The 23,549-nt window shown below is 66.1% G+C and carries 26 protein-coding genes and 2 tRNA genes; 11 read left to right on the forward strand and 17 right to left on the reverse strand.

Annotated features, from left to right (window positions below):
• Positions 1–33: 33 nt before the first annotated feature.
• Together ccmB and ccmA are read right to left on the reverse strand one after the other, a co-directional pair.
• Positions 34–690 carry a heme exporter protein CcmB gene (gene ccmB / locus PIJ50_RS06755; RefSeq protein WP_271973853.1) on the reverse strand — a complete coding sequence of 219 codons (657 nt, stop codon included), beginning with the start codon at positions 688–690 and terminating at the stop codon, positions 34–36.
• Positions 687–1,301 carry a heme ABC exporter ATP-binding protein CcmA gene (gene ccmA, locus PIJ50_RS06760; protein ID WP_271973855.1) on the reverse strand — a complete coding sequence of 205 codons (615 nt, stop codon included), beginning with the start codon at positions 1,299–1,301 and terminating at the stop codon, positions 687–689. The genes ccmB and ccmA overlap by 4 nt, the downstream gene beginning before the upstream one ends.
• An 89-nt stretch (positions 1,302–1,390) precedes the next feature.
• On the opposite strand from ccmA, the gene PIJ50_RS06765 reads away from it, so the two are divergent.
• Positions 1,391–2,233, forward strand: coding sequence for an alpha/beta hydrolase (locus tag PIJ50_RS06765; protein WP_271973856.1), 843 nt, complete (start codon positions 1,391–1,393; stop codon positions 2,231–2,233).
• 33 nt (positions 2,234–2,266) lie between these two features.
• Here PIJ50_RS06765 and acnA read toward each other — a convergent pair whose 3' ends face one another.
• Positions 2,267–4,972, reverse strand: coding sequence for an aconitate hydratase AcnA (gene acnA, locus PIJ50_RS06770; RefSeq protein WP_271973858.1), 2,706 nt, complete (start codon positions 4,970–4,972; stop codon positions 2,267–2,269).
• A gap of 204 nt (positions 4,973–5,176) precedes the next feature.
• Between acnA and PIJ50_RS06775 the strand changes: the two genes are divergently transcribed.
• The gene (locus tag PIJ50_RS06775; protein WP_271973859.1) at positions 5,177–5,872 is read left to right on the forward strand and encodes a DUF1223 domain-containing protein; all 696 of its coding nucleotides are present in this window, start codon (positions 5,177–5,179) and stop codon (positions 5,870–5,872) included.
• Here PIJ50_RS06775 and PIJ50_RS06780 read toward each other — a convergent pair.
• The 5 genes from PIJ50_RS06780 to PIJ50_RS06800 all read right to left on the reverse strand — a co-directional run bounded on the left by PIJ50_RS06780 (position 5,869) and on the right by PIJ50_RS06800 (position 10,754).
• The gene (locus PIJ50_RS06780; protein ID WP_271973860.1) at positions 5,869–6,762 is read right to left on the reverse strand and encodes a lysophospholipid acyltransferase family protein; all 894 of its coding nucleotides are present in this window, start codon (positions 6,760–6,762) and stop codon (positions 5,869–5,871) included. The genes PIJ50_RS06775 and PIJ50_RS06780 overlap by 4 nt on opposite strands.
• 62 nt (positions 6,763–6,824) lie before the next feature.
• Entirely contained in the window at positions 6,825–7,382 is a 558-nt protein-coding gene (locus tag PIJ50_RS06785) for a PqiC family protein (protein WP_271973861.1), read from the reverse strand.
• Positions 7,383–7,392: 10 nt separating this feature from the next.
• Complete coding sequence (locus PIJ50_RS06790; protein WP_271973863.1) at positions 7,393–9,486, reverse strand: PqiB family protein; 2,094 nt, start codon at positions 9,484–9,486, stop codon at positions 7,393–7,395.
• The gene (locus PIJ50_RS06795; RefSeq protein ID WP_271973865.1) at positions 9,487–10,089 is read right to left on the reverse strand and encodes a paraquat-inducible protein A; all 603 of its coding nucleotides are present in this window, start codon (positions 10,087–10,089) and stop codon (positions 9,487–9,489) included.
• Positions 10,086–10,754, reverse strand: a complete 669-nt coding sequence (locus PIJ50_RS06800) for a paraquat-inducible protein A (protein ID WP_271973866.1) — start codon at positions 10,752–10,754, stop codon at positions 10,086–10,088. The genes PIJ50_RS06795 and PIJ50_RS06800 overlap by 4 nt, the downstream gene beginning before the upstream one ends.
• A gap of 136 nt (positions 10,755–10,890) precedes the next feature.
• Between PIJ50_RS06800 and PIJ50_RS06805 the strand changes: the two genes are divergently transcribed.
• Genes PIJ50_RS06805 through PIJ50_RS06825 form a run of 5 tightly spaced genes read left to right on the forward strand, consistent with a single transcriptional unit; the run spans position 10,891 to position 14,975 of the window.
• Positions 10,891–11,811, forward strand: coding sequence for a siderophore ABC transporter substrate-binding protein (locus PIJ50_RS06805; protein WP_271973868.1), 921 nt, complete (start codon positions 10,891–10,893; stop codon positions 11,809–11,811).
• 1 nt (position 11,812) lies between these two features.
• Entirely contained in the window at positions 11,813–12,778 is a 966-nt protein-coding gene (locus PIJ50_RS06810; RefSeq protein WP_271973869.1) for an ABC transporter permease, read from the forward strand.
• Complete coding sequence (locus tag PIJ50_RS06815; RefSeq protein WP_271973870.1) at positions 12,765–13,727, forward strand: iron chelate uptake ABC transporter family permease subunit; 963 nt, start codon at positions 12,765–12,767, stop codon at positions 13,725–13,727. Before PIJ50_RS06810 ends, PIJ50_RS06815 begins: the two co-directional genes overlap by 14 nt.
• Positions 13,724–14,482 carry an iron ABC transporter ATP-binding protein gene (locus PIJ50_RS06820; RefSeq protein ID WP_271973872.1) on the forward strand — a complete coding sequence of 253 codons (759 nt, stop codon included), beginning with the start codon at positions 13,724–13,726 and terminating at the stop codon, positions 14,480–14,482. Before PIJ50_RS06815 ends, PIJ50_RS06820 begins: the two co-directional genes overlap by 4 nt.
• A gap of 37 nt (positions 14,483–14,519) precedes the next feature.
• The gene (locus PIJ50_RS06825; protein ID WP_271973873.1) at positions 14,520–14,975 is read left to right on the forward strand and encodes an MmcB family DNA repair protein; all 456 of its coding nucleotides are present in this window, start codon (positions 14,520–14,522) and stop codon (positions 14,973–14,975) included.
• Here PIJ50_RS06825 and PIJ50_RS06830 read toward each other — a convergent pair.
• Entirely contained in the window at positions 14,972–15,190 is a 219-nt protein-coding gene (locus tag PIJ50_RS06830; RefSeq protein WP_271973875.1) for a DUF6324 family protein, read from the reverse strand. The genes PIJ50_RS06825 and PIJ50_RS06830 overlap by 4 nt on opposite strands.
• A gap of 105 nt (positions 15,191–15,295) precedes the next feature.
• Between PIJ50_RS06830 and PIJ50_RS06835 the strand changes: the two genes are divergently transcribed.
• Positions 15,296–15,372: transfer RNA gene (locus PIJ50_RS06835), tRNA-His, on the forward strand.
• 325 nt (positions 15,373–15,697) lie between these two features.
• Here PIJ50_RS06835 and PIJ50_RS06840 read toward each other — a convergent pair.
• Positions 15,698–16,054 (reverse strand): VanZ family protein, encoded by a 357-nt coding sequence (locus PIJ50_RS06840; protein WP_271973877.1) that lies wholly within the window; start codon positions 16,052–16,054, stop codon positions 15,698–15,700.
• 253 nt (positions 16,055–16,307) lie between these two features.
• On the opposite strand from PIJ50_RS06840, the gene PIJ50_RS06845 reads away from it, so the two are divergent.
• A complete protein-coding gene (locus PIJ50_RS06845; protein WP_271973879.1) occupies positions 16,308–17,903 on the forward strand; it encodes a hypothetical protein in 1,596 nt (531 codons plus the stop codon).
• A gap of 122 nt (positions 17,904–18,025) precedes the next feature.
• Here the strand turns inward: PIJ50_RS06845 and PIJ50_RS06850 are convergent, their stop codons facing one another.
• Positions 18,026–19,084 (reverse strand): GT-B fold glycosyltransferase domain-containing protein, encoded by a 1,059-nt coding sequence (locus tag PIJ50_RS06850; protein WP_271973880.1) that lies wholly within the window; start codon positions 19,082–19,084, stop codon positions 18,026–18,028.
• A gap of 727 nt (positions 19,085–19,811) precedes the next feature.
• Here PIJ50_RS06850 and PIJ50_RS06855 point away from each other — a divergent pair.
• Entirely contained in the window at positions 19,812–20,036 is a 225-nt protein-coding gene (locus PIJ50_RS06855) for a hypothetical protein (protein WP_271973882.1), read from the forward strand.
• Complete coding sequence (locus PIJ50_RS06860; RefSeq protein WP_271973884.1) at positions 20,036–20,185, forward strand: hypothetical protein; 150 nt, start codon at positions 20,036–20,038, stop codon at positions 20,183–20,185. The genes PIJ50_RS06855 and PIJ50_RS06860 overlap by 1 nt, the downstream gene beginning before the upstream one ends.
• Positions 20,186–20,410: 225 nt before the next feature.
• On the opposite strand, the gene PIJ50_RS06865 is transcribed toward PIJ50_RS06860, so the two are convergent.
• The 6 genes from PIJ50_RS06865 to PIJ50_RS06890 all read right to left on the reverse strand — a co-directional run bounded on the left by PIJ50_RS06865 (position 20,411) and on the right by PIJ50_RS06890 (position 23,448).
• Positions 20,411–20,548, reverse strand: a complete 138-nt coding sequence (locus PIJ50_RS06865) for a hypothetical protein (RefSeq protein WP_271973886.1) — start codon at positions 20,546–20,548, stop codon at positions 20,411–20,413.
• 408 nt (positions 20,549–20,956) lie between these two features.
• Positions 20,957–21,033 (reverse strand) — tRNA-Arg (locus PIJ50_RS06870).
• A gap of 41 nt (positions 21,034–21,074) precedes the next feature.
• Complete coding sequence (locus PIJ50_RS06875; protein ID WP_271973888.1) at positions 21,075–21,533, reverse strand: GNAT family N-acetyltransferase; 459 nt, start codon at positions 21,531–21,533, stop codon at positions 21,075–21,077.
• Positions 21,534–21,574: 41 nt separating this feature from the next.
• The gene (locus PIJ50_RS06880) at positions 21,575–21,736 is read right to left on the reverse strand and encodes a YqaE/Pmp3 family membrane protein (RefSeq protein WP_271973889.1); all 162 of its coding nucleotides are present in this window, start codon (positions 21,734–21,736) and stop codon (positions 21,575–21,577) included.
• A gap of 30 nt (positions 21,737–21,766) precedes the next feature.
• On the reverse strand, positions 21,767–22,504 hold the full coding sequence (locus PIJ50_RS06885; protein WP_271973891.1) for an alpha/beta fold hydrolase: 738 nt from the start codon (positions 22,502–22,504) through the stop codon (positions 21,767–21,769).
• Positions 22,504–23,448: a threonine ammonia-lyase gene (locus tag PIJ50_RS06890; protein WP_271973892.1), complete on the reverse strand. Its 945-nt coding sequence runs from the start codon at positions 23,446–23,448 to the stop codon at positions 22,504–22,506. Before PIJ50_RS06890 ends, PIJ50_RS06885 begins: the two co-directional genes overlap by 1 nt.
• Positions 23,449–23,549 lie beyond the last annotated feature (101 nt).

A 23,549-nucleotide genomic window follows, 5' to 3' on the forward strand; every position in this document is an offset into this window, starting at 1 on the left:
GGTGGATTCATCCTTTTCCGCGCGCAGCACAAGTCATCTTAGATTGATCCGAAGCGCCTGCGCCGAGGCAAATGGAAGCAGGGCGGCGCTGCCCGCGCTGATGGCCGCCAAAAGCGCCAGCGGCACCAGCGCGGGCAGGCCGTCCGCCCCGCGCTGCGCCGCCTCCGCCCCGTAGATCAGCGTGGGAACATACAGCGGCAGCACCAGCAGGCTGAGGAGAAGGCCCCCGCGCTTCAGCCCCACGATCAGGGCTGCGCCGAAGGTGCCGATGACCGACAGCGCGGGTGTGCCCACCAGAAGCGACACGAACAGCCACGGATACCCGTGCACGGGAAGGTTCAGCAGAACGCCCAGCAGCGGTGCGGCCAGCGTCAGGGGCAGGCCGGTGACCAGCCAGTGCGCCAGCGCCTTCACCGCGACGATCCCTTCCAGCGGCATCGGCGCCGTGACCAGCAGGTCCAGCGATCCATCCTCGTGATCCAGCGCGAAGATGCGGTCAAGGGACAGCAGGCAGGCCAGCAGCGCGCCGATCCACAGGATGCCGGCCGCGATGCGGGCGTGCAGCGCGCTTTCGGGGCCGACGCCCAGCGGCACGAGGATGGTGACCAACAGGAAGAAGGCCAGCCCCAGCCCGAAGCCGCCGCCCGACCGCACCGACAGGCGCAGGTCCCGAAGCAGAAGGGCGATCACAGGAACGCCTCGTCGAAGCCGCCCTGGGGCAGGATGTCACGGGCGGCGATGGGGGCCATCTCCAGCACCTCGGCATCAAGGCCCAGATCGATATGGGTGGCGATCAGCGCCGCGCCCCCGTCCGCCAGATGCTGCCGCACGACCGCAGCGAAAAGCGCGACCGACGCGGCATCAAGCGACACCGTCGGTTCGTCCAGAAGCCAGATCGGCCGCCCCGTCACCAGCAGACGCGCAAGCCCCAGCCGGCGTTTCTGCCCCGCCGACAGCGCCTGCGCGGGCCGATCCGCCAGACCGTCAAGATTCATGCGCAACAGCGCATCGCCCACCGGACGATCGTGGACGCGGGCCCAGAACTGCAAGTTCTCGCGCACGGTCAACGTGGCCTTCAGGCCGTCGAGGTGGGAGGCGTAGGTGATGGCATCCGCGCCCGCGTCGATCCGGCCGGCGACGGGGGGTTGCAGGCCTGCCAGTGTGCGCAGCAGCGTGGTCTTTCCCGACCCATTCGGACCCCGAAGCACCCGCGCCTGACCTGCCCGCAACGTCAGCGACACGCCCTGAAGGACGATCAGCCCGCCGCGGGCGCAGCTCAGATCCGAAACACGCAATTCCATGCCCGTCGCCTATCCCAAGACCGGCAGCCGGAAAAGACACTTTCCTTCCCACGCCGCGACGTTCTATGCCTTAGGAAAAGAGTAGGAATATGTGGACACGACGCTTCATGCTGACCGGCCTTGCCTTGACCGCGCCCGCGCTGGCGCGGGCCCAGTTCCGGCCGTCGAAGGCCGACCTGTCGATTCTGAGGGCCGCGGTTCCCAGCCATCGTCTGGACGTGTGGGACGTTGATGGGTACCGGATCTTCCGTGCCGTCCCTGTCGCAGGTGCGACACATGCGCTCTATCTTCTGGACGGCAACGGCATGTTTGATGCGCTGACGCCGGACATGCTGACTGCGGTGCCGGGCCTTGCGGTTCTGGGGATCGGATACCCGACCGACGAACGGTTCGACACCACCCGCCGTTCCTTGGACTACACCCCGCTGGCTGGCGGCCCGGTGCCGGACCCCGAGCGGCCCGAGCGCAGGATCGGCGGTGCGCAGCTGTTCCTGCCGCGCCTGACCGGCCCGTTGCGCGCGGCGGCGGAGGATGGGCTCGCCATCACCACGCGCACCCTGTCCGGGCATTCCTTCGGCGGCCTCTTCACCCTCTGGACGCTGCTGACCGCGCCTGCAAGCTTCGACCGGTATGCGGCGGTCAGCCCGTCGCTGTGGTGGGGGGATGGGGTGTTGGAGCGGATCACACCGGCGGATCTGCCGCGGCCGACGCCGCTGTTCCTCGCCTACAGCGCGGCGGAAGGACGGCGCGGCACGATGGATGAGGAAGCGTTCCGCCAGCACCGGGCCGAAGCCGCGAAGCGGAGGGAGGCGTTCGTAGAGCGGCTGCGGTCCCGGCCGAAGCTGACGGTGACGCAGCACGTGTTCCCGGACCTGTCGCACGGTCAGACGCTGGGCGCGGCGCTGCCGCTAACCTTGCCCTTCGCGCAATGAAAAAGGCCCCGGATCGCTCCGGGGCCTCGTTCATCAGTACTTGGCGAGGTCGCGCAGCACGTAGTGCAGCACGCCGCCGTTCTCGACGTATTCGATCTCGATCGCCGTATCGATCCGGCATTTCAGTTTGATCGACTTCGCCGTGCCATCCGCATAGGTGATGGTGCAGGGCACGTTGCTCAGCGGTTTCAGATCGCCGGCCAAGCCTTCAATGCTCACCGTCTCGTCGCCGGTCAGGTTCAGGCTCTTGCGGGTGTCGCCGTTCGTGAACTCGAACGGGACGACGCCCATGCCCACGAGGTTCGAACGGTGGATGCGCTCGAACGACTCGGCGATCACGGCCTTCACGCCCAGAAGCGCGGTGCCCTTGGCCGCCCAGTCACGCGACGAACCTGCGCCGTATTCGATCCCGCCAAAGATCACCAGCGGGGTGCCCGACTGCTGATAGGCCATCGACGCGTCGAAGATCGACGTCTGCTGCCCGTCCGGACCCTTGGTGTAGCCGCCTTCGACGCCGTCCAGCATCTCGTTCTTGATGCGGATGTTGGCGAAGGTGCCGCGCATCATGATCTCATGGTTCCCGCGGCGCGAGCCGTAGGAGTTGAAATCCTTCTGCGGAACCTGACGCTCGGTCAGGTATTTCCCGGCCGGAGTCGTGGGCTTGAACGAGCCTGCGGGCGAGATGTGGTCGGTCGTGATCATGTCGCCGAGGATCGCCAGAACCTTGGCGTCCTTGATGTCCGAGATCACGCCCGGTTCCTTCGCCATCCCTTGGAAGTAGGGCGGGTTCTGGATGTAGGTGGAGGTCGGCGGCCAGTCGTAGGTCTCGCTGTCCGTCGTCTCCACCGCCTGCCACTTTTCGTCGCCCTTGAAGACGTCGGCGTATTTCTTCTGGAAGGCTTCACGCGTCACGGTCTTGTGGACCAGATCGGCGATCTCCTCGTTCGAGGGCCAGATGTCCTTCAGGAAGACGTCCTTGCCATTCTGATCCTGACCCAGCGGCTGGGTGGTCAGGTCGATGTTCATGTCGCCGGCGATGGCATAGGCCACGACCAGCGGGGGCGAGGCGAGGTAGTTCGCGCGCACGTCCGGGCTGATCCGGCCTTCGAAGTTCCGGTTTCCCGACAGGACGGCCGTGGCCACCAGATCATTCTCGTTGATGGCCTTGGAGATCGCGGCATCGCCCAGCGGGCCGGAGTTGCCGATGCAGGTGGTGCAGCCGAAACCGACGAGGTTGAAGCCGACATAGTCGAGATCTTCCTGAAGGTTCGCGGCTTCCAGGTATTCCTGGACGACCTGGCTTCCGGGGGCGAGCGAAGTCTTCACCCACGGCTTGCGGGTCAGGCCAAGCGCGCGGGCCTTGCGGGCGACCAGACCGGCCCCGATCATCACATAGGGGTTCGACGTGTTGGTGCATGAGGTGATGGCCGCGATCACGACGGATCCGTCATTGATCGTGTAGTCCTTGCCCTCGACCGGAACGGACTTCACCAGATCCATGACGTCGCCTTCGACCTTGCGATAGTCGGCCAGCGTGGAACGGAAGCCCGCGACCGAGTTCGTCAGCGGGGTGTAGTCCTGCGGACGCTTCGGACCCGAGATGGCGGGCACGATCTCGCCCATGTCGAGTTCGAGCGTGTCGGTGTAGATCGGCGCATAGTCGGCGCCGCGCCAGAAGCCGTTCTCCTTGGCATAGGCTTCGACCAGCGCGATGCGGTCCTTGTCGCGGCCGGTCTGTTCCAGATAGCGCAGCGTTTCCGCGTCGATCGGGAAGAAGCCGCAGGTCGCGCCGTATTCGGGCGCCATGTTGGCGATCGTCGCACGGTCGGCCAGCGGCAGGTGATCCAGGCCTTCGCCGTAGAATTCGACGAACTTGCCGACCACGCCCTTCTTGCGCAGCATCTGCACGACCTTCAGCACGAGGTCGGTCGCCGTGGTGCCTTCCATCATTCGGCCGGTCAGCTTGAAGCCGACAACCTCGGGGATCAGCATGGACACGGGCTGGCCCAGCATCGCGGCCTCGGCCTCGATCCCGCCGACGCCCCAGCCGAGGACGGCCAGACCGTTGACCATGGTCGTGTGGCTGTCGGTGCCGACCAGCGTGTCGGGATAGGCCACTTCCTCGCCGTTCTGGTCCTGATCCGTCCACACGGTCTGCGCCAGATATTCAAGGTTCACCTGATGGCAGATGCCGGTTCCCGGAGGCACCACGCGGAAGTTGTTGAACGCCTTCTGGCCCCATTTCAGGAAGGTGTAGCGTTCCATGTTGCGCTCGTATTCCAGATCGACGTTCATCTGGAAGGCGCGGGGGTTGCCGAATTCGTCGATCATGACCGAGTGGTCGATGACCAGGTCCACCGGGTTCAGCGGGTTGATCTTCTGGGCGTCACCGCCAAGGCCAAGGATGCCGTCGCGCATCGCGGCAAGGTCCACCACGGCGGGAACGCCGGTGAAGTCCTGCATCAGCACGCGGGCAGGGCGGTAGGCGATCTCCCGCGGGTTCTTGCCGCCGGACTTGCCCCAGTCGGAGAAGGCCTTGATGTCGTCGACGGTGACGGTCTTGCCATCCTCGAAGCGCAGCATGTTTTCCAGCACGACCTTCAGCGCGGCCGGAAGCTTGTCGAATTCACCCAGACCGGCGGCCTGGGCCGCGGGGATGGAGTAGTACGCGACGTTCTTTCCATTGACGGAAAGCGTCTTGCGGGTCTTTTGGCTGTCATGGCCAACGGTGACGGTCATAGCGGGCCTCCTGGCACTGGCTCGGGTTGGTGGCGCTGCCTCCGTGATGCCAGCCTCGGCGACACGGTGCAAGACTCGGCCTATCGGTATACGAATGTATGCCGGTTTGCCAGCAAGAAAAGTATCGGCACGAAATCTCTCAATTCCTTGATTGGCATGGGCGGGCCGGGGCGTTTAGAAAGGCCGCGAAGGAAGGTGGGGATCATGCAGCGACTGTTCGGCACCGTCTGTGGACTGAGCCTCGGGATCTCCGGCGCGGCCTGGGCGGACTCCGCCCCCGCCGTCGTGGTGGAGCTTTACACCTCGCAGGGCTGCTCGGCCTGCCCCCCGGCGGATGAGCTTCTGGCCCAGCTGGCGGACGATCCGCGCGTTCTGGCGCTGGCGCTGCACGTGGATTACTGGGATTACATCGGCTGGACCGATCACTTCGGGCAGGCGGCCTTCACGGCGCGTCAGAAGGACTATGCCCGAGTGGCAGGCAGCCGGATGCTGTACACCCCCCAGTTCATCATCGACGGGTCGGAGCGGGTGGAAGGCAATCAGCCCACCCGCGTGCAGGCCCTGATCGCCCAGCAGCTGGGCAGCGCCGATCCCGACCTGACCCTGACCCGCGAAGGCGACAAGATCCACGTGCAGGCCGCGGCCGCCACGCTGGCCCAGCCCGTGCAGGTGCAGGTCGTCCGCTTCCGCCCCGAGATGACGGTGGAGATCGAGCGCGGCGAGAATGCGGGCAAATCCATCGCCTACCGCAACATCGTCACGGACTGGCAGGTCGTGGGAGACTGGGACGGCAAGGCGCCGCTGGACCTCCAGGCCCCAGCTGCGGGGCAGGACCGGACGGTGGTGATCCTTCAGGCGCCGGGCCCCGGCGCCGTGGTCGCGGCGGAACGCCTGAACTAGCGCCGGCGCTTCTTCATCGCCGCCTTCCAGCGGCGGTGGATCCAGAACCACTGATCCAGATGCTGGCGCACCAGCGCTTCAAGCGAGTCGTTCAGGGCCTGCGTCATCGTCGCGGGGTCCGTGTGCGGGATGGGCGCTTCCATCACGATTTCGAAATCCAGACCGTTTTCCTGACGGACGGCATAGGTGGGCACCAGCAGAGCCTTGTATTTCAGCGCAAGATCCGCCGCCGACAGGGCGGTCATCGCGGTCTGGCCGAAGAAGGTCAGCCGCGCGCCGTCATACATGTGCAGGTCGATCAGCATGCCCAGCTTGCCGCCCGACTTCAGGTGCCGCAGCATCCCGCCCAAGCCCTGACGTCCGCGCGGAAAGGCCGGGGTGCCCAGCGATTCCATGGCCGCAACATAGTGCTTGTTGAAATAGCGGTTGTTCATCGGCCGGTAGAGGACGCCGACGGTGTAGCCGCGGGCCGTCATCGCGGCGCGGCTCGCCTCATAGTTTCCGAAATGGCCGGTCAGGAAGATCACGGGACGCTTCTCGGCATGGGCCTTGTCGACCTCGGCCAGTCCCGGTCCGCGCACGGGGCTGGCCCCCGCGTGCTTCAGGAACTCCGCGCCCGAATAGGACTCGATCACCGTGCGGCCGACATTGTCCGGCACCTTGCGGACCAGACGCTCCACCTCCTCTTTCGGAAGGTCGGGCAGCACGAAGGCGAGGTTCGTGCGGATGCGGTCGCGATAGCCCGCCATCGGGGCGATCACATGGGTCATGATCCAGCCGCACAAGGGCACGCGCACGCGGTACGGCAACAGAAGAAGCCCACCGATCAGCCCGCGTAGGGCCGCGTTCTCGATCCAGTCGCGCGCGGGGCTTTTCGTCTTCTTGGGCATGCACTCTTCCGTCTGTCTTGGGCCCTGACATAAAGTCCGGGCCCGTGGACCACAAGTCCGGGTCAGCGCGCCACGGACCGGGCGATCTGTGCGGCCAGCTGCGCGACGGCCGTCGACTGGGCGACCGCGATCTGGGCCGGGGCCTGACCGGCGACGGGCACCGCGATGGCGAAATCCTGCGACGGCGCGCCAAGCGACACACCCTCGGCCCGCACGTAATAGATGCCGTCAAGGTGGAACTGGCCGTCGGCGCCGGCCAAGATGCGGTCCACGCGCACGTCCACCTCGCCATCCGGCAGGCCGGACAGGGGCCAGGGTTCGGGGGCGACGGTGGCCGACAGGCTGCGGTTCAGCTGGCGCGACAGGGCCAGCGTCACGGCGCGGGGCTGAAGGTCGGCCCAGCGGGCGCGCGACAGGATCTGCACCGCGCCGCCCGCATCCTGCAGCGCCATGCTGTCATCGGTGGCGTAATCGGGCATCGACACCTCGCGCACCATGATCGTGCGGGCGGACGTGTTCAGCCGCTGCGCCACGGGCTGGGTCTGAAGCTGATAGGCGTCGGGGGTTCCGCAGGCGGCAAGGGTCGCCACCAGCAGAAGGGTCAAGGCGGGTTTCATCATGTGTCTCTCCTTAACGCCCGAGGATGAGGGAGTTCGGGTTGCGCTGGATCGACCGCGCCAGCGCGGTCACGGAATCGGCGGCCTCCTGCAGGCTGCGCAGGGCGGTCACCAGTTCCACATTGAAGCGGGAATCGCTGCCATAACCGGATACGGTGGTTCCGGCATCGTTCAGAACGCGGCCCGCCTGCGCCGTCAGCGCGGGAAGGTCCTGCGCCGCGCGGTTGATGCTGTTGGCGGCCTCCTCGGCGGCGGTGATGGCATCGTTCACGTTGCCGATGGCCCCGCCTTCGCGCACCTCGGCCAGAACCTGCGCCACTTCGGTCAGGGCGTCGGACAGCGCACCCGGCACGCGTTGGGTGTTGGGGTTCGACAGAACGGCGTCGGCGCTTTGCAGCAGGCTGTCGGCGCTGTTGGCCAGTTCCTCGATCTGCAGGCGGTTGGCCTTGGCGGACAGTTCCCGGACCTGCTGGGCGATCTGCGGGAATTCGGCCGAAGCGCCTTCGACCCCGGTCAGGGCGTTGTTGGCCTTGTCGATCGCGGCGATCAGGTTCGCCACCGCCTGTCCCTGTTCCAGCTGTTCCGAGATGCGGCGCAGGCTGGCCGTGGTCTGGTTCAGGTTGGTCAGGGTGCCGGTGATGTCCTCGCCCGTCAGGAAGGCGCGCGCGTCGGCCAGAAGGTTCGCGGCCTCGGCCGGGACGCGGCGCGTTTCGGGATCGCCCGCCAGCGTCTGCACGCTGTTCAGCGCGCCGATCGCGGCCTGCATCAACTCCTCGACCGGAAGGCCGCCGATGCGGTTGATGACGCCCTGCGCGGTGGTCTGGAATTCCGTGATCGCCGGCGGCGCCACGGGAATAAGGGGGTAGGGCTCGTTCGTCAGGTCCAGCGTCGCGGGCTCGGCATCCGGTTGCTCCACCAGCTCCACCATCAGCGATCCGGTGAAGAGGGAGGCCGTGGCGAGGCGCGCGCGCAGGTTGTCGCGTTCCACGAGGTTGGCCACGAAGTCGCGTGCGCCGTCCACCGTCGTCTCGTTCGGCAGGCCCAGCTTTGCCACGTCGATCTGCAGGTTCACCAGCATGCGGATGTGCGGGGTTTCGGGATCCATGTTGGCGATGGCGCCCAGATCCGACACGCGGCCCACGGTGGCGCCTTTGTAGCGGACCTCGGCCCCCTCGCTCAGCCCCTCGATCGATCCGTCGATGACCATGGTCAGCGGAAGTTCCAGCTGCGGGCCGCCGGTGAAGACGGTGCTGCGCGCTTCCGATTCGTCGGGATAGACAAAGAAGTCCTGCCCCGCCGCGATCTGGTCGCCGCCCGACACGATGGTGTCGAAGGTGATCCCGCCTTCGATCAGCGACGCCAGCGAACGCACGTCCAGCTGGATGCCGCTGGTGCCAAGGCTGATGTCGAAGCCCGACGTGTCCCAGAAGCGGGTGTTTGTGGTCAGCATCTTGTCATAGGGCGCGCGGATCACGGCGTCGATCAGGACGTTGGCGCCGCTGTCGTCCAGACGGGGCGTGCCCACGGTCCCGACCTCGATCCCCTTGTAGATGATCGGCGCCCCGGCCGAGATCTGGTTCCCGTCCTGCAGCCGCAGCGTGATGGGGGTGCCGCCACGGGCCTGCAGGGGCGCGGTTTCCAGACCTTCGAACGTCTCCGCCTCGCCGTTGATGCGGTTGTCCCAGTCGCCGGCGATGTAGGAGCCCGACAGAACCGTGTCGAGCCCGCTGATCCCGCGCACTGACACTTCGGGCCGGACGACCCAGAACTGGGCGTCCTGATCCATGTATTGGGCGATGTCGTTCGCCACCCGCACCGCCACGATCACGCGGCCAAGGTCGGAGGAGAAGCTGACGGACTCCACCGCGCCCACCGTCACCTCGCGGTAGCGCAGGACGGTCTTGCCCGCCTCGATCCCGCTGGCGTCCTGAAAGCTGATGCGGACCAGCGTGCCGCGGTTGGTGTAGCTTTGCACGGCCACGCCCAGTGCGATGACCAGCGCCACCAGCGGAACAAGCCAGATGACGGAGATGCGCCGCCACCACCGCCGGCGTGGCGGGCGAATCTGCATGTCGGCGGGGCGGGGCGGGGGCGTCTCGTCGGTCACTCAGTCATCCCAGATGATGCGGGGGTCGAAGGAAAGGGCCGCCTGCATGGTAAAGGCGACCGAAAGGGCAAAGCAGATCGCGGCCAGGCCGGGATTGACGGTGGCAACCAGGCTGAACTGCACCAAAGAGGCGAGGATTGCCACCACGAACACGTCGATCATGGACCAGCGGCCGATGAATTCCACCACCTCGTACAGGCGGTGGCGGCCGTGACGGTCTGGTTTATGGGGCCCGCGCAGCTTCAGCGCCAGAAAGGCGATGGCGAGGAACTTGCCCACCGGGATCACGACCGAGGCCACGAAGACGATGATCGCGATCGGCAGGTCGCCATGGGCCCACAGCTCCACCACGCCGCCCAAAATCGTGGACTGGGTGGAGGAGCCGAGCGCGCTGGTCAGGAGCATCGGATAGATGTTGGCGGGGATGTAGGCGATCAGCCCCGCCGCCCACCACGCCCAGACCCGTTGCAGGCTGCGCGTGTCGCGGCTTTGCAGGGCGGATCCGCAGCGGGTGCAACGGGGCGTTTGGGGTTCGTGCACGCGGCCGCAGCGGGTGCAGGCGACCAGACCGGCCCCGCGCGCGGTGGGGATGCGCACGGTCATGCCGGGGCCTGTCCGCGGTCGGGCCGGGCCGCGTCCAGCGCCGACCATATCTGTTCGCGGTCCACGAAGGATTCCTGCCAGATCAGCACGATCACCAGCACACCGAAGGTCCAGAACGCGATCCCTGGCGTGACGGAGGCCATGCCCGCGATCTTCACCAGCGCCACGGCCACGCCGATCACGAAGATCTCGGCCATGGACCAGGGGCGCAGGTCGTCGGCGATGCGGAAGGCGCGGGCGGCGTGCGGGGCGGGCGCGCCCCCGCCGATCAGGGGGAACACCGTATAAACGATCAGCGCCAGCCGCAGTGCGGGGATCACGATGATGAAGGCCGCCACCGCGATGGACAAAGGCACCATGATCCCGTCGGAAAAGGCCATCGCGGCGTCCCAGATGGAGGCGTCCGAATGCAGCCCCGCCGCCGACAGGTCGAGGAACGGCGTGAACAGCGCGACCGCCAGCAGGATCAGCGCGCAGGCCGACAGCGCCACGATGCGCGTGAAGGCGCGGGCGCGGGGGGCCATAAGCACAAGGCCGCAGCGCTGGCACACCGCGCGTTCGCGCGGCCGCACGGTGGGCAGGCGATACAAGGCATCGCAATGCGGACAGGCCCGCAGCTGTGTCAGCGGCAGGGCCGCAAGGTCTTCGGGTTCGGTCTGCATCATGCGCCCATCTTAAATCGTCGCCGTGTCCCGTCAACGCGCCGCCGAAGGTTTACAAGTTTTGTCGGATATGGTGAATGACGCCGTATCAGGGGCAAGCCACCGCCAGTCCGATGAAATTTATTTCAGGGGAAAACGAATGAGCTTCATTGCACGACTTGTGGCCGGTGCCGGCCTCGCCTCGGTTCTGGCCATCTCCGCCGGCGCGCAGGAGATGACGATCACCCACCGCCAGGGCGAGGTCACGCTGCCCGCCGCGCCGAAGAAGGTGCTGGTGCTGGACTGGGCCGCGGTCGACACGCTGGACGCGATGGGCGTCGCGGTGGCCGGGGTGCCCGGGTCGAACGCGCCGGACTACCTGTCGAAATACAACGGCAACGATTATCTGAAGATCGGCAGCCTGTTCGAACCGGATGTGGAGGCGATCGCGGCGGCCGATGCGGACCTGCTGATCCTGGGCGGCCGGTCGGCCAAGGCCTATCCGCAGGTGGAAGGGCTTCTGCCCACGATCGACCTGTCAGTGGACAACGGCGCCTTTCTGGACAGCGTGACCGCGAACATCACCGAACTGGGGAACATCTTCGGTGCGCAGGATCGCGCGGCCGAGATGGTGGGCGAGCTGGAGGCCAAGATCGCCAAGGTGAAGGCCGACGCGCAAGGCAAGGGCCGGGCCCTGATGCTCGTGGTCAGCGGCGGCAAGATCGGCGTCTACGGGCCGGATTCCCGCACGGGCTGGATCCACAACGAACTGGGGCTGCCGTCGGTCATGGACGGGGTGGACGACCGGTCCGACCGCGGCGACGCGGCCAGCTATGAATTCATCCTGGACCGCAACCCTGACTGGATGTTCGTCGTGGACCGCGACGCCGCCGTGGGCCGCGAGGCGGGCGAGGCTGCCAAGGCCGTTCTGGACAACGAGCTGGTCCGCCAGACGAACGCCTGGAAGAACGACCATGTCGTCTATCTGCACCCGCAGGAGGCGTATATTGTCATGAACGGCTATCAGGCCGTGAACCGGCTGCTGGATCAGGTGGACGCGGCCCTGACGGACGCGCAGTGACGTGACACGGCTGACGATCGGACTCTGCCTCGTCTTCGCCCTTGCGGGGCTGAGCCTGTTTGTCGGCGTGACCGAGATCGGCCCACTGGACCTGCTGCGCGGCGACGTGGACGCGCAGCAGGTCCAGGTTCTTCTGGCCAGCCGGGTGCCGCGCACGCTGGCGCTGGTGCTGGCCGGCGCCTCCACCGCCGTGGCGGGGATGGTGATGCAGATGATCGTCCGCAACCGCTTTGTCGAACCTTCGACCGCGGGCACGGTGGAATCGGCCATGCTGGGGCTGCTGCTGATCACCCTGTTCGCGCCCGGCCTGCCGCTGATGGCCAAGATGCTGGTAGCCGCCGGTTTCGCGCTGGCCGGAACAGCGCTGTTCCTGCGCATCCTGCGGATGGTGCCCCTGCGCGACGTGCTGATGGTGCCGCTGGTCGGCATCATGCTGGGCGGGGTCATCGGCGCGGTCTGCACCTTCATCGCCTATCGCTGGGGCCTTCTCGCCTCGCTGGGTGCATGGTCGATGGGGGATTTTTCCGGCGTGCTGCGCGGCCGGTACGAGCTGTTGTGGATCGCGGGGGCGCTGGCCGTCGCCGCATGGTTCGCGGCCGACCGGCTGACGCTGGCCGCCATGGGCCGGGACATGAGCACGAACCTCGGCCTGAACTACCGCGCGACGGTGGTGATCGGGCTGGTCATCGTCTCCCTCGTCAGTGCGACGGTGCTGGTCAGCGTGGGGACGATCCCGTTCCTGGGCCTGATCGTGCCCAACATCGTCAGCCTGCGGATGGGGGACAACCTGCGGCGCGCCGTCCCTTGGGTCGGCATCACCGGCGCGGGCTTCGTTCTGGCCTGCGACATTCTGGGCCGCACGATCCGCGAGCCCTACGAGATCCCGATCGCCACCATGCTGGGCCTGATCGGCAGCGTCGTCTTCCTGTATCTGCTGCTTCGGACACGCCACAATGCCGCTGCGTGAACGCCGCCCTGCACTGGTGCTGGTGGCGCTGGCCATCGTGGCCCTGATCGCGGCCGCCGCCTTCATGACGCTGGGGGCCAAGGGCAGCTGGGCCTTCATCCTCGAATACCGCGGGACGAAGCTGCTGGGGTTGTGCCTTGTGGCCTATTCCATCGCCGTGTCCACCGTCCTGTTCCAGACGGTGACGGGCAACCGCATCCTGACGCCCTCGATCATGGGGTTCGACGCGCTGTTCGTGCTGGTCCGGACGGTGATCGTGTTCTTTTTCGGCTTTGGCGCGCTGGTCGCCGTGCCCGTGAAGGCGCAGTTCGGGGTGGAGGTGGTGGTGATGACCGGCTTCGCCGCCCTTCTGTTCCACTGGCTGTTCCTGCGCGGCCATCGCAGCCTGCACCTGATGGTGCTGGTGGGCATCGTCTTTGGCGTGCTGTTCCGCAACCTGTCGGGCTTCATGCAGCGGATGATGGATCCGGTCGCGTTCCAGAACCTTCAGGACACGCTGTTTGCCAGCTTCAACCGCATTGATCCGACGCTTCTGGGCGTGTCCTTCGCCCTTGTGCTTACGGCCAGCCTTCTGATGTGGCGTATCGCCCACAGCTTCGACGTCCTGATGCTGGGGAGGGAGCGGGCCATCAGCCTTGGCGTGCCCTATCGGCGCCGGGTGGCCATGATCCTTGGCATCATCGCGGTGCTGGTGGCGGTGTCGACCGCGCTGGTGGGGCCGGTGACCTTCTTCGGCCTGCTGGTCGTCAGCCTCGCGCATGTGCTGTGCGGCGACGGGCGGCACCGCTTCATCCTGCCGGCCTCGGTCCTTCTGGGCATCATCTGCCTTGTGGGCGGGCAGACGGTGCTGGAACGGGTCTTCGCCTTCGACACGGCCCTGTCCATCATCATCGAGTTTCTGGGCGGGCTGATCTTCATCTTCCTTCTGATCCGTGGGGCCGCGCGATGATCGTCATCGAGAATCTGACCAAACGTCATGGCAGCACCCCCTGCGTGGACGGCGTGAACCTGACCATCGCGGCGGGGGGCGTGACCTCGATCATCGGGCCGAACGGGGCGGGGAAATCCTCGCTCCTGTCGTTGATCGCGCGGCTGATGGACAAGGACAGCGGCCGCGTTCAGGTGGACGGGCTCGACATCGACACGACGCGAAGCGAGGTTCTGGCCCGTCGCCTGTCGATCCTGCGGCAGGACAACCACATCTCCTCGCGGCTGACGGTGCGGGATCTGGTGGGGTTCGGGCGGTATCCGTGGTCGCAGGGGCGGCTGACGGCGCAGGACCGCGCCAAGGTGGAAGAGGCCATCGGCTTCCTGCATCTGGAGGATCTGGCCGACCGCTTTCTGGACGAGTTGTCGGGCGGGCAGCGCCAGCGGGCCCACATCTCCATGGTGCTGTGCCAGGACACCGATTACGTCATGCTGGACGAGCCGCTGAACAACCTCGACATGAAGCACGCGCGCAACATGATGCGGCTGATCCGAAGGGCGGCGGACGAGCTGGGCAAGACCGTGGTTCTGGTCCTGCACGACATCAACTTCGCGTCGTGGTATTCCGATCACATCGTGGCGATGAAGGCCGGTCGGATCGTGCACGCGGCACCCGTGGCCGAGATCATGCAGCCGGACGTCCTGTCCTCCATCTACGACATGGAGATCGAGGTGCAGGAGATGGACGGCAAGCGGATCGGCCTCTTCTACGCCTGATCTGGACATCCGTTCATGCTTCGTTCATACAAAGGGCATGTCCGATCCCTTTGATCTTGTAGCTCCCGGTTTCCGGCTGGCGCGCGGCGTGGCGCGGCATCTGCGGACGCTGGATTACGTGTCCGTGCCCGAACTGGTGCCCTGCGCAGGCCTGCGCGTCGACGTGATGGCCCTTGGTCCGAAGGGGGAGATCTGGATCGTGGAGTGCAAGTCCGGGCGCGCGGACTTCCAGTCGGACCGCAAGTGGCAGAACTACCGCGAATGGTGCGACCGGTTCTTCTGGGCGGTCGACACCGACTTTCCGGTCGACCTTCTGCCCGAGGACACCGGCCTGATCCTGGCCGACGCCTATGACGCCGAGATCGTGCGCATGGCGCCGGAACACAAGCTGGCCCCGGCGCGGCGCAAGTCGATGGTGCAGTGCTTTGCCCGCCACGCCGCGCAGCGCCTGCAGGGCCTGAGGGATCCGGATTTCGGGCTGTCGCGGTTCTAGCGCTTCTTCTTGCCGGCGGGGGCGGGGCTGTCGCCCATCTGGCGCGCCCGTTCGGCCGCGGCCAGCAGCTCCTCGGCGATCTCCTCTGCCTCGTCCGGGTCGAAGTCGAGGGGGAGTTCGATGCCCTCCGCCTCGATGTAGATGCGGACCATGCCCAGCGTGGTGGGGCCGATCTGGATGTTCGCGGCGATGTCGCTTTGCTTGTCGATGCTCATGGCCATGTGCTCCTTGCTTTCTTCGGGGGTAAGCGCGGAAAGTTCCGGATGCAAGCGAGAAGGGGGTTGCAATCCCCCGAACCGGGGGCTAAACGCCCACCCAGTGCCGACTTAGCTCAGTAGGTTAGAGCACCAGATTGTGGATCTGGGGGTCCCCCGTTCGAGCCGGGGAGTCGGTACCATCATTATCAATGACTTAGCCAAGCAGGCTCAACACCGGTTGTCTCAGTTGAGTTGCCTTGCCATTCCGGCTGAGCGTGACCATGTTTCGGTCGCCTTGGAAAGCTTGAAAGTAGGTGTTTCGGCCTGTTTGCCAGAGGCTCGAGACAGGCATGGTTTGTTTGGCGCTGGAGGTCCTCAAGGATCAAGCACAATGACCGGCGGGCTTGGCGGCCTTGAGGGCAGGGTCTCCCCATATGCAACGCGATCGGCACATGGACGGACAGAAGCATGCTCGGCGCCAGTAGGATCATCGGCCGGCACGCGCAGGGATACCCGCCCCGGAACCTACCGCCGCGCGATAAGAACCCTGTGCAGCAACCAGCCAAGGCCGCATCCTGCCAGGGCGCCGAAGGTGTCGGCCACCACATCCGAAGCCTGCTGCGACCGGCCTGCCAAGGGCTGAAGGATTTCCACCGCGATCCCGTAAGCCACGGCCACGGGCAGGATCCACCTGATCGCCTGCGGACGGGCCGCGGCCAGCGGGAAGCTCATCGCGGCCCAGGCCAGCGCGTGGTTGATCTTGTCGTTGCCGGGGGCCGCCACCGGAAGCTCATCCCCCGGCGTCAGCGTCAGGTAGCCGACAAGGGGCACCAGGACGGAGGTGGCGAGGAGGGCGGCCTTGTCGGCGGCGGTCGTGGTCATGCGGCGTTCCTTCGGCATGTTTCCATGACGTGCTACACGGATCGGGCCCGGCTGAACACGGCGGACGTGCCGGCGGATGTGCAGGCCCTGTATCGATGCCGCACGCCCTCGCAAACGTTCCGAAAAACCTTGGGGGCAGGTTGAGGGTCTCGCAAATCGCGTGATGTTCAAGGAGATCCTCTATGACTTGCCCAATCCGAGGCAGACACGCAGACGCCGCCCAGAACGCCCTGCATCTGGCGGGGGCGCGCTGATGACGGTGACCACGCAATCCTTTGTCGCCCGCAACGTGACCTATGTCGTGTCGGGGGCGAAAAGCAGCCGCCTGACGCAGGACGACGTTCTTGTTCTGGTGCCCGCGGTGGCCACCGCCGGGATCACCGTCCATTCCGTGTCGCCGCCCACGGCACGGGACGAATTCGGGCGCGTCCTGAACGGGGCCGAGGTGAATCCCCTCGGCGACGGGATGCACGGGCTGGACCAGCGGGCCGCCGGCAGCGCCACGATGGGAACCTTTGACGCGACCCGGCTGGCGACGTTCCCGGTGACGCTGAAGGCCGGGGACAACCTCCTCAAGTCGGTGGGCGTGCCGGGGCCGATCGTGGGCACGCCCACGGCCGCATCCCCCTATGGCGCCCGCCGGGGGGTGGTGGCCCAGTATTCCGCGCTGGAGGTGACCGATGCCCTGCCGCCAGCCCGCGCCTTTGCCCCGCCGGTTGTGCGCACGACGCGCAAGGCCGCGTTCCCGCTTCTGGACCTTGCCGGTGTCGTGTCCCGCCTTCCCGCCCTGCCCGGCGGCGGGGTGTCGGTGGACGTGGCCTTTCTGGTGGAGCGGATCTCGCGCTTCAACCCGGTCATCGGCAAGACCACCCGCACCAATGTCGACGGTGGGTACGAGACGCTGACCCCCTTCGACAGCGGGGATTGCGAGACGAACTACGGCCGCAACCTCGGCAACGTGATCAACACGGCGATGATGCTGATCTGCACCGACATCCCGACCCTGGCGGAAAAGACGGCGCTGGTGCGCGGGCTGATCAGCCTTGGCATCCAGTGGGACGGGCCGGAGATCGGCGCCGATGGCGGGCACTGGCAATTCGTGCTGGGGCCCATCCTCCTCAAGCGCAAGGCGTTCGGGCAGGGGATCGAGGATCTGGCGACGAAGCGCGTCGGCAACTGGCCCGAACAGTATTTCGCTCATACGGCGGAAACGTTGCGTTACGCCTATGAGCCGCATGACGACCCGTTCCGCTCCTCCATCACCCGCCGCCGTGTGGTCGATGCGGTGGACGGCCTGTCGATCAGCCTGCCGTTCATGCGGCAATACACGGCGCAGGGCTGGAAGGGCGACCAGACACGCCTGTGCGTCGGGGGACTGGAACTCGTGCGGGAAAGGGACGGGGCCCGCGCCACCGTCACCGCCCGCCATCCCGGCACGCTCGGCGCAAACGAGACATGCGTGCGGCCCGAGATGATCGACGCCCAGCCCGCCATTCCCTTCGCCAAGGGGGATGTGGTTTTCATGCGGCCGAAGTTTCAACTGCAGGTGGGGGACCCGGATTGGCTGATCGTCAATGACGGGAAGAACAACAACTGCATCAACCCGGCGCTGGATGCGGATTACCGCAGCCTGAACCAGCCGGCGGGGCTGGTCTGGGCGCTGCACGCGCTTGGCCTTTTCCACCCGGCCTGGCGCCCGTGGAAGGATTACGTGGACCGTGTGGCGGGCGGCGCCTATCCCGCAGCCGGCATGTGCTATCCGACCGTCTTCCACGGCTTCCGGAACGATACGAAGCCCATCGCAGCGCTGTGGTCGCAGCACTGGCCGTCGCTTCGGGCGAAGGTGTAACAGTCGTCTGACCGCAAGGCGGTCCGGTGCCCTCGCGGGCGCCGGATGGCCGAAAGCCACATCGCTACAAGGGCTCGCCCTGCAGCAGCGCCGGGACGGAGCAATTGCGTCGCGGCCGGGCTTCAGCGCAGGATGGAGTCCGGCTGGCTCTTCAGCCAGATGTCCATGTTGTGCCGCGCGACGTTGATCGCGTCCTTCTCGGTGCGGTACTTGTTGAACAGCTCGTTCTCTTCCGGGGTGCGCTGCTTGTTGTTCTTCAGCGTGTGAAACTGGTGGAAGACGTGGCCCGCGCGAGCGCTGCGTTCGCGTGGGCCTTCCATCATCGCGTCCACGCTGTCCCAGCTGGTGAAGCGGCGCAGGGCCGCATCCACGTCACCGGCGTAACGGGTGTCGTTCAGATAATGCGGCTGGTGGAAGTGCAGGATGATCCCGTCGGCCCGGTCGACCCGACGGATCTCCTGCTCCACCTCTTGCGGCTTGTTGAGGTTGCGCGTCAGGGACAGGTTGAAGATCGGGCCGAGAACGTCCGCCGCAAGGCCGGAGCGCTGTATGGCAAGGGGCAGGGCGATCTGGTCCTGCCACGGGCGGCGTTGGGGAATGTCCTCATACGCGTCCAGCGCCAGCGCCACGGCCATCCATTCGGCCGCGAAGGAGGAGTCCGTCGGGAAGCTCACCATGCCCGCGTTGAAATAGGGCAGGCTGGGAAGCGCAACGCGGCTCAGCCGGATTCGCTCCTCGGGCAGGGGCATGTCGAACTTCTCGTACACGCGGTTCCACCAGGTCTGGTCCTTGCCCCAGGTGAACTTGCCTTCCGGCACCACCCCCACATGGCCCGCCTTGGCCAGAAGGTTGATGTCGAAGGGCCGCCCGATCGCGATGTCGGTGTCCAGAAAGACCGAGTGCTTGGCGCTGCGGGGCTGGCAGGCGGCCACGATCTTGTTGCCCTGCTTGTAATAGGGCTGAAACTCCCCCGCAGGCATGAAGCGCAGGTCCACGTCCATGTGCTGGTAGAAGTCCCGGATGTAGCCGGGGACGAGATCGCGCTTGGTTTCCGGGCAATAGGCGATCACCTCCGCCCCGGGCAGGTGCTGGCGCAGCGTGCAGGTCAGGATGATGCTGTCCAGAAGAAGTGCGGGCGGATCGATGACATGGAAGAAGGACACGTCGCGTTCGGTCAACATGGGGAGGCGTTTCCGCTTGTTCGGGGGGCATCCCGACTATCGCCCGCCCTTGCCCGGAATGGCAACCGGCAATGCCCCGTATTGACAAATCGAAATGAGCAGCCGGCTTTTGGTCGCCCTGTGTCTGGCTGTGGTGAGAACCTGTGTTGTGGTCGACGTGAGCATGGATCGGCGTGTCGGGTCACGTTAGCGGCGTTGCGCACGGGCAGACGACCCTGTTCCGGATCGGCTCGATCACTGGATCGATGAGGATCAACGGGTCAGTCCCTTTGTCGGTGGAGTTGACTTGGCAAACCTCGGCTGTGTGCGGCCGGTGCCGGCGCGGCTGCCATTGTGCCTTTTGCGCAAGTCGTTCCTCTGGGGACTGGCTGAATCGGATCCCGCCAGGTCGCAAGCTGGTACGCTAAGGCGCAGCATGGCCGTAAGCCGCGTCTCCTCGGCCGCACTATCTCGCAGCTACCGCAGACAAAAATCGAAGGCTCATACCCGCACGTGTCTAGATAAATCCTCGACTTACAATATTCCGAGGCGCCAGCAGCGAAACTGGCTGTATCTGGGTGGTGGAGCAGGTTCGCTGATCATCACCGACAAGATTTCATCCGGACGGTCCACCCGGATGTTCGTATGGGAAGATGATGTTCGTCGCGCACTCAAGATCAGCATCTCAGCATGGCTGGCGCAGGAACATCGTTCCCGGCACTTCGTTGGTACCCAAGGAGGACCAACCATGGCACATGCAGACCACAAGAAGTTCGGCGGGCACGTTCAGGGCAAAGGCGACGGCACCGGCGCCATGTCCGAGATCGCGCCCGAGGACATCGGGCAGAACCAGATCCTTTCCAACCGCGACAAGTCGCAGGACTCGCGCGACCGCGGCCAGGACGGCAGGAACAACCTGACCGAACAGGTCGAGGATCACATCGGCAACCGTATCCCCGAGGAGGACAAGTGATGGCAGGCTATCCCGAACATCGCGAAGACGACGAGCGCCGGCCGGACCCGGTTGGAAACGTGGTCACGCCAATCACGCTCGACATCATCCCGGAGAGGCCGGACGACATCATGCCCGAGGAAGAGCCGGATCAGCACAAGGACAGCTAACCTGGACGTCCACAAAAGGAGCCGCGGCCGCCCGCAAGCGCCGCGGCTTCTTCATGCCTGTTGCCCTTAAGATATTGGCCTGTTCTGCGGCGCACAGATGGTATTAAGAAATCCATCGACGATCTTGCCGCGCGCCTCCTGCCAGAGCGGTGCGATTCTCTTCGACCTATACTTGGTGGTCGATACGAGGCCGTTCCGCAGCATAAAGCACTAAGGGCCGCGGCTTCAGCCTTCGTATTTGGCCTGAGCGTCATCAGACGTGTGATCCGGGTTTGGGCTGTGCTCCTTGCTCTGCGGCTGGCCGGCAGGTGCATCGTCGCGTTTCGGCTCGTCGTTGCGGGTCTGGTCGGGTTTCTGGGTCATGTCGGTCTCCCTTTGGCAATCAACCGACAAGCCGCCGTTTTGTTCACCGGCCTGAGGAAGCAACGGTGCAAAGCAACTTCGTCAAGACGTCGTCTGCGCATGCGTTCTCTGCCAAGGGCCAAGGTCAGGCTATACCTGCGACGCATCGGCGCCTATCGCAGGACGGAAAACTGGCAGGTGGTGTGCAAAAAGTGCCGCGCCAAAGACCCAGACGCTACGTCAGCCGGAGCGGTTGCGTGATAGTTCGCCCCAATAGACGTGCCCGATGAAACTTGGTTTTCCATGAAATACGGCTTGCGAACCAATTGGATGACGCCGAAATGACCCGGAAGGACGCAGCACAGGAACAGGAAACCCGACTGGAAACTGGGGACTTTATCCGTTCTCGCCATATACTTATGCGGGCAGTGGCGACCCCGGAAGGACTTGAACCCTCAACCCAGGACTTAGAAGGTCCTTGCTCTATCCAGTTGAGCTACGGGGCCACGCGCGCTTTTTGCGTCACGCAGGCGCAGGACGCAAGGTGTTAGAGGGCCATCGTCATGAATGTGCTGTTGGGGTCCGGCTTGTAGGGCGGAAAGGCCTCGCATTCGATGAAGCCGCCTCGCACATACAGGGCACGGGCCGGGGCGAAGCTGTCCTGCGCTCCGGTCTCGAGGCTCAGGCGCTTGAAGCCGGCGGCGCGGGCCTGGTCGACCAGATACTCCATCAGCTGACGGGCAAGGCCGCGGCCGCGCTCCTCGGTCAGGATGTGCATCGACTTGATCTCGGCATGATCGGGCGTCAGGGCCTTCCACGCGCCCATGCCCACCGGACGGCCATCATCGCGCAGGACGAAGAACCGGATGCCCGGTTCCGCCAGCCGTTCGGCGCTGAGCATATGGATGGATTCGGGCGGGCTGTCTGCGTGCATCGCCTGATGATGGCGTTCCATCAGCAGGCCCAGATCAGGATGAAGCGGGGATTCGGGAAGGATCGTGAGCATCCGTTCACGTTGTCGCGACACCCGTCCGCGATCAAGCGCAATCAGCGGCGCGCGATGATCCAGACCGCGTGCACGATGCCAGGAATGTAGCCCAGCAGAGTCAGAAGGATGTTCAGCCAGAAGGCGCCCCGCAGGCCCACCTGAAGGAACACGCCCAGCGGCGGAAGAAGGATCGCGATGATGATACGGAATATGTCAGCCATGCCCGAAAGATAGATCCGCCCGATTCCGCGTCAATGCCCGATGCGCGCCAGAAACGCGCTCAGCGCCTCCGATAGGGGAAGGGGTGCGTCTAGCGCGGGATAATGACCGGACCCGCGCAGCAACCTGAACTCGGACCCCACGATCAGATCGGCCGTTTCCCGGGCAAGGTCGGGCGGCGTGATGGCATCGTCCGCGCCGGTCATCACCAGCGTGGGAAGGGTCAGGGTTGCGGTGGTCGTGTAGAAGTCCGTCCCCTCGATCGCCGCGGCGCCCGCCGCGTAGACCGCCGGATCGCAGGACGACAGCATCGCCCGCGCCCGGTCCGCCGGGGCGGATCGGCGGGCGGCAGGGGCGAAGCTGCGGGCGATGATCGGCTCGATCAGCGGGGCCATGTCGGTGGCGGTGGTCTGCGCCGCCCGCCAGGCGGAGGTGGCCGGGACACGGGCGGCCGTGTTCATCAGCACAAGGCCGCGCACCAGGTCCATCCGCTTCACGGCCAACCCTTGCGCCACCAAGCCGCCAAGGCCTGCACCCACGAATACGGCGTCGCGCAGGCCCAGCGCGTCCATCAACGCCTCGGCGTCGCGGACAAGGGCCCCCATCGGTGCGCCGCGCAGGTCGTAGGACGCGACGCGCAGGTGGTCGGGCAGGGTGATCCCCTCCCAGATCGCGGACGAAAAGCCCAAGGGATGCGCCAGAACGACCGGCGCGCCCTCGCCACGGGTGTCATACTGGATCGCGCGGTCGGACAGCGGCAGCAGCGGCATCAGAGCGTGTCCAGCGCGCGGAGGAACATGGCGGGATCCACATTGCCGCCGGACGCGGTGACGATCACCGTCTCCGCTTCGATGTCGCGGAAAAGGGCCGCGGCCAGCGCCACGGCGCCCCCCGGCTCGATCACGATCTTCAGGCGCTGGAAGGCGAGGGCCATGGCGCGCAGGGCTTCCTCATCGGAAACCACGAGGCCAGGGCCGCACAGGCGCTGAAGGATGGGGAACGTGATCTCGCCCGGGGCCGGGGTGACGATGGCGTCGCAGATGGATTGCGCGTCGCCGTTGTGCAGCCGCGTTCCGGCTTTCAGGGAACGAGCGGTGTCATCGAAACCCTCGGGCTCTGCCGGGCGAACCCGCAGGCGCGATCCTTCCAGGGCCAGCGCCATGCCGGCAGTAAATCCGCCACCGCCGCAGCACACCAGCACGTCGGCTTCGGTCACGCCCAGCTCGGCGGCCTGTTCCGCGATCTCCAGCCCGCAGGTGCCCTGGCCCGCGATCACCAGTGGTTCGTCATAGGGGCGGATCAGGGTCAGGTCGCGGTCGTGGGCCAGTCGCTCGCCGATCTCCTCACGGCTTTCGGTGCGGCGGTCGTAGAGCACCACCTCCGCGCCGAAGGCACGGGTGTTGGCGATCTTCAGGGCCGGGGCGTCGGACGGCATCACGATCACGGACGGCAGCCCGTGCATCCGCGCCGCCAGCGCCACCCCCTGCGCGTGGTTTCCCGAGGAGAAGGCGATCACGCCCGCCGCGCCCTGCAGGGCGGAGATCGCTGACCACGCCCCCCGGAACTTGAACGATCCCGTGTGCTGGAGGCATTCGGCCTTCACCAGGATGCGGCGTCCCGCAAGGTCGTCCAGAAAGGGCGATCCCAGCAGCGGCGTGCGGCGGACATGGCCCCGGGCCCGGGCGGCGGCGGCTTCGATCATGTCGATGTTCATGGCGATCCCCTGTGCTGTGCCGCCTTTGTTGGCATGGAAGCGGGACGGCGGGAAGCCCCATCACGCCCGCGCGATGCGCCTTGCCCGCCGGGGATGATGGG

The organism is Falsirhodobacter sp. 20TX0035 (genome assembly GCF_028307215.1).
In the GTDB taxonomy this organism is placed as follows: Bacteria; Pseudomonadota; Alphaproteobacteria; order Rhodobacterales; family Rhodobacteraceae; genus Falsirhodobacter.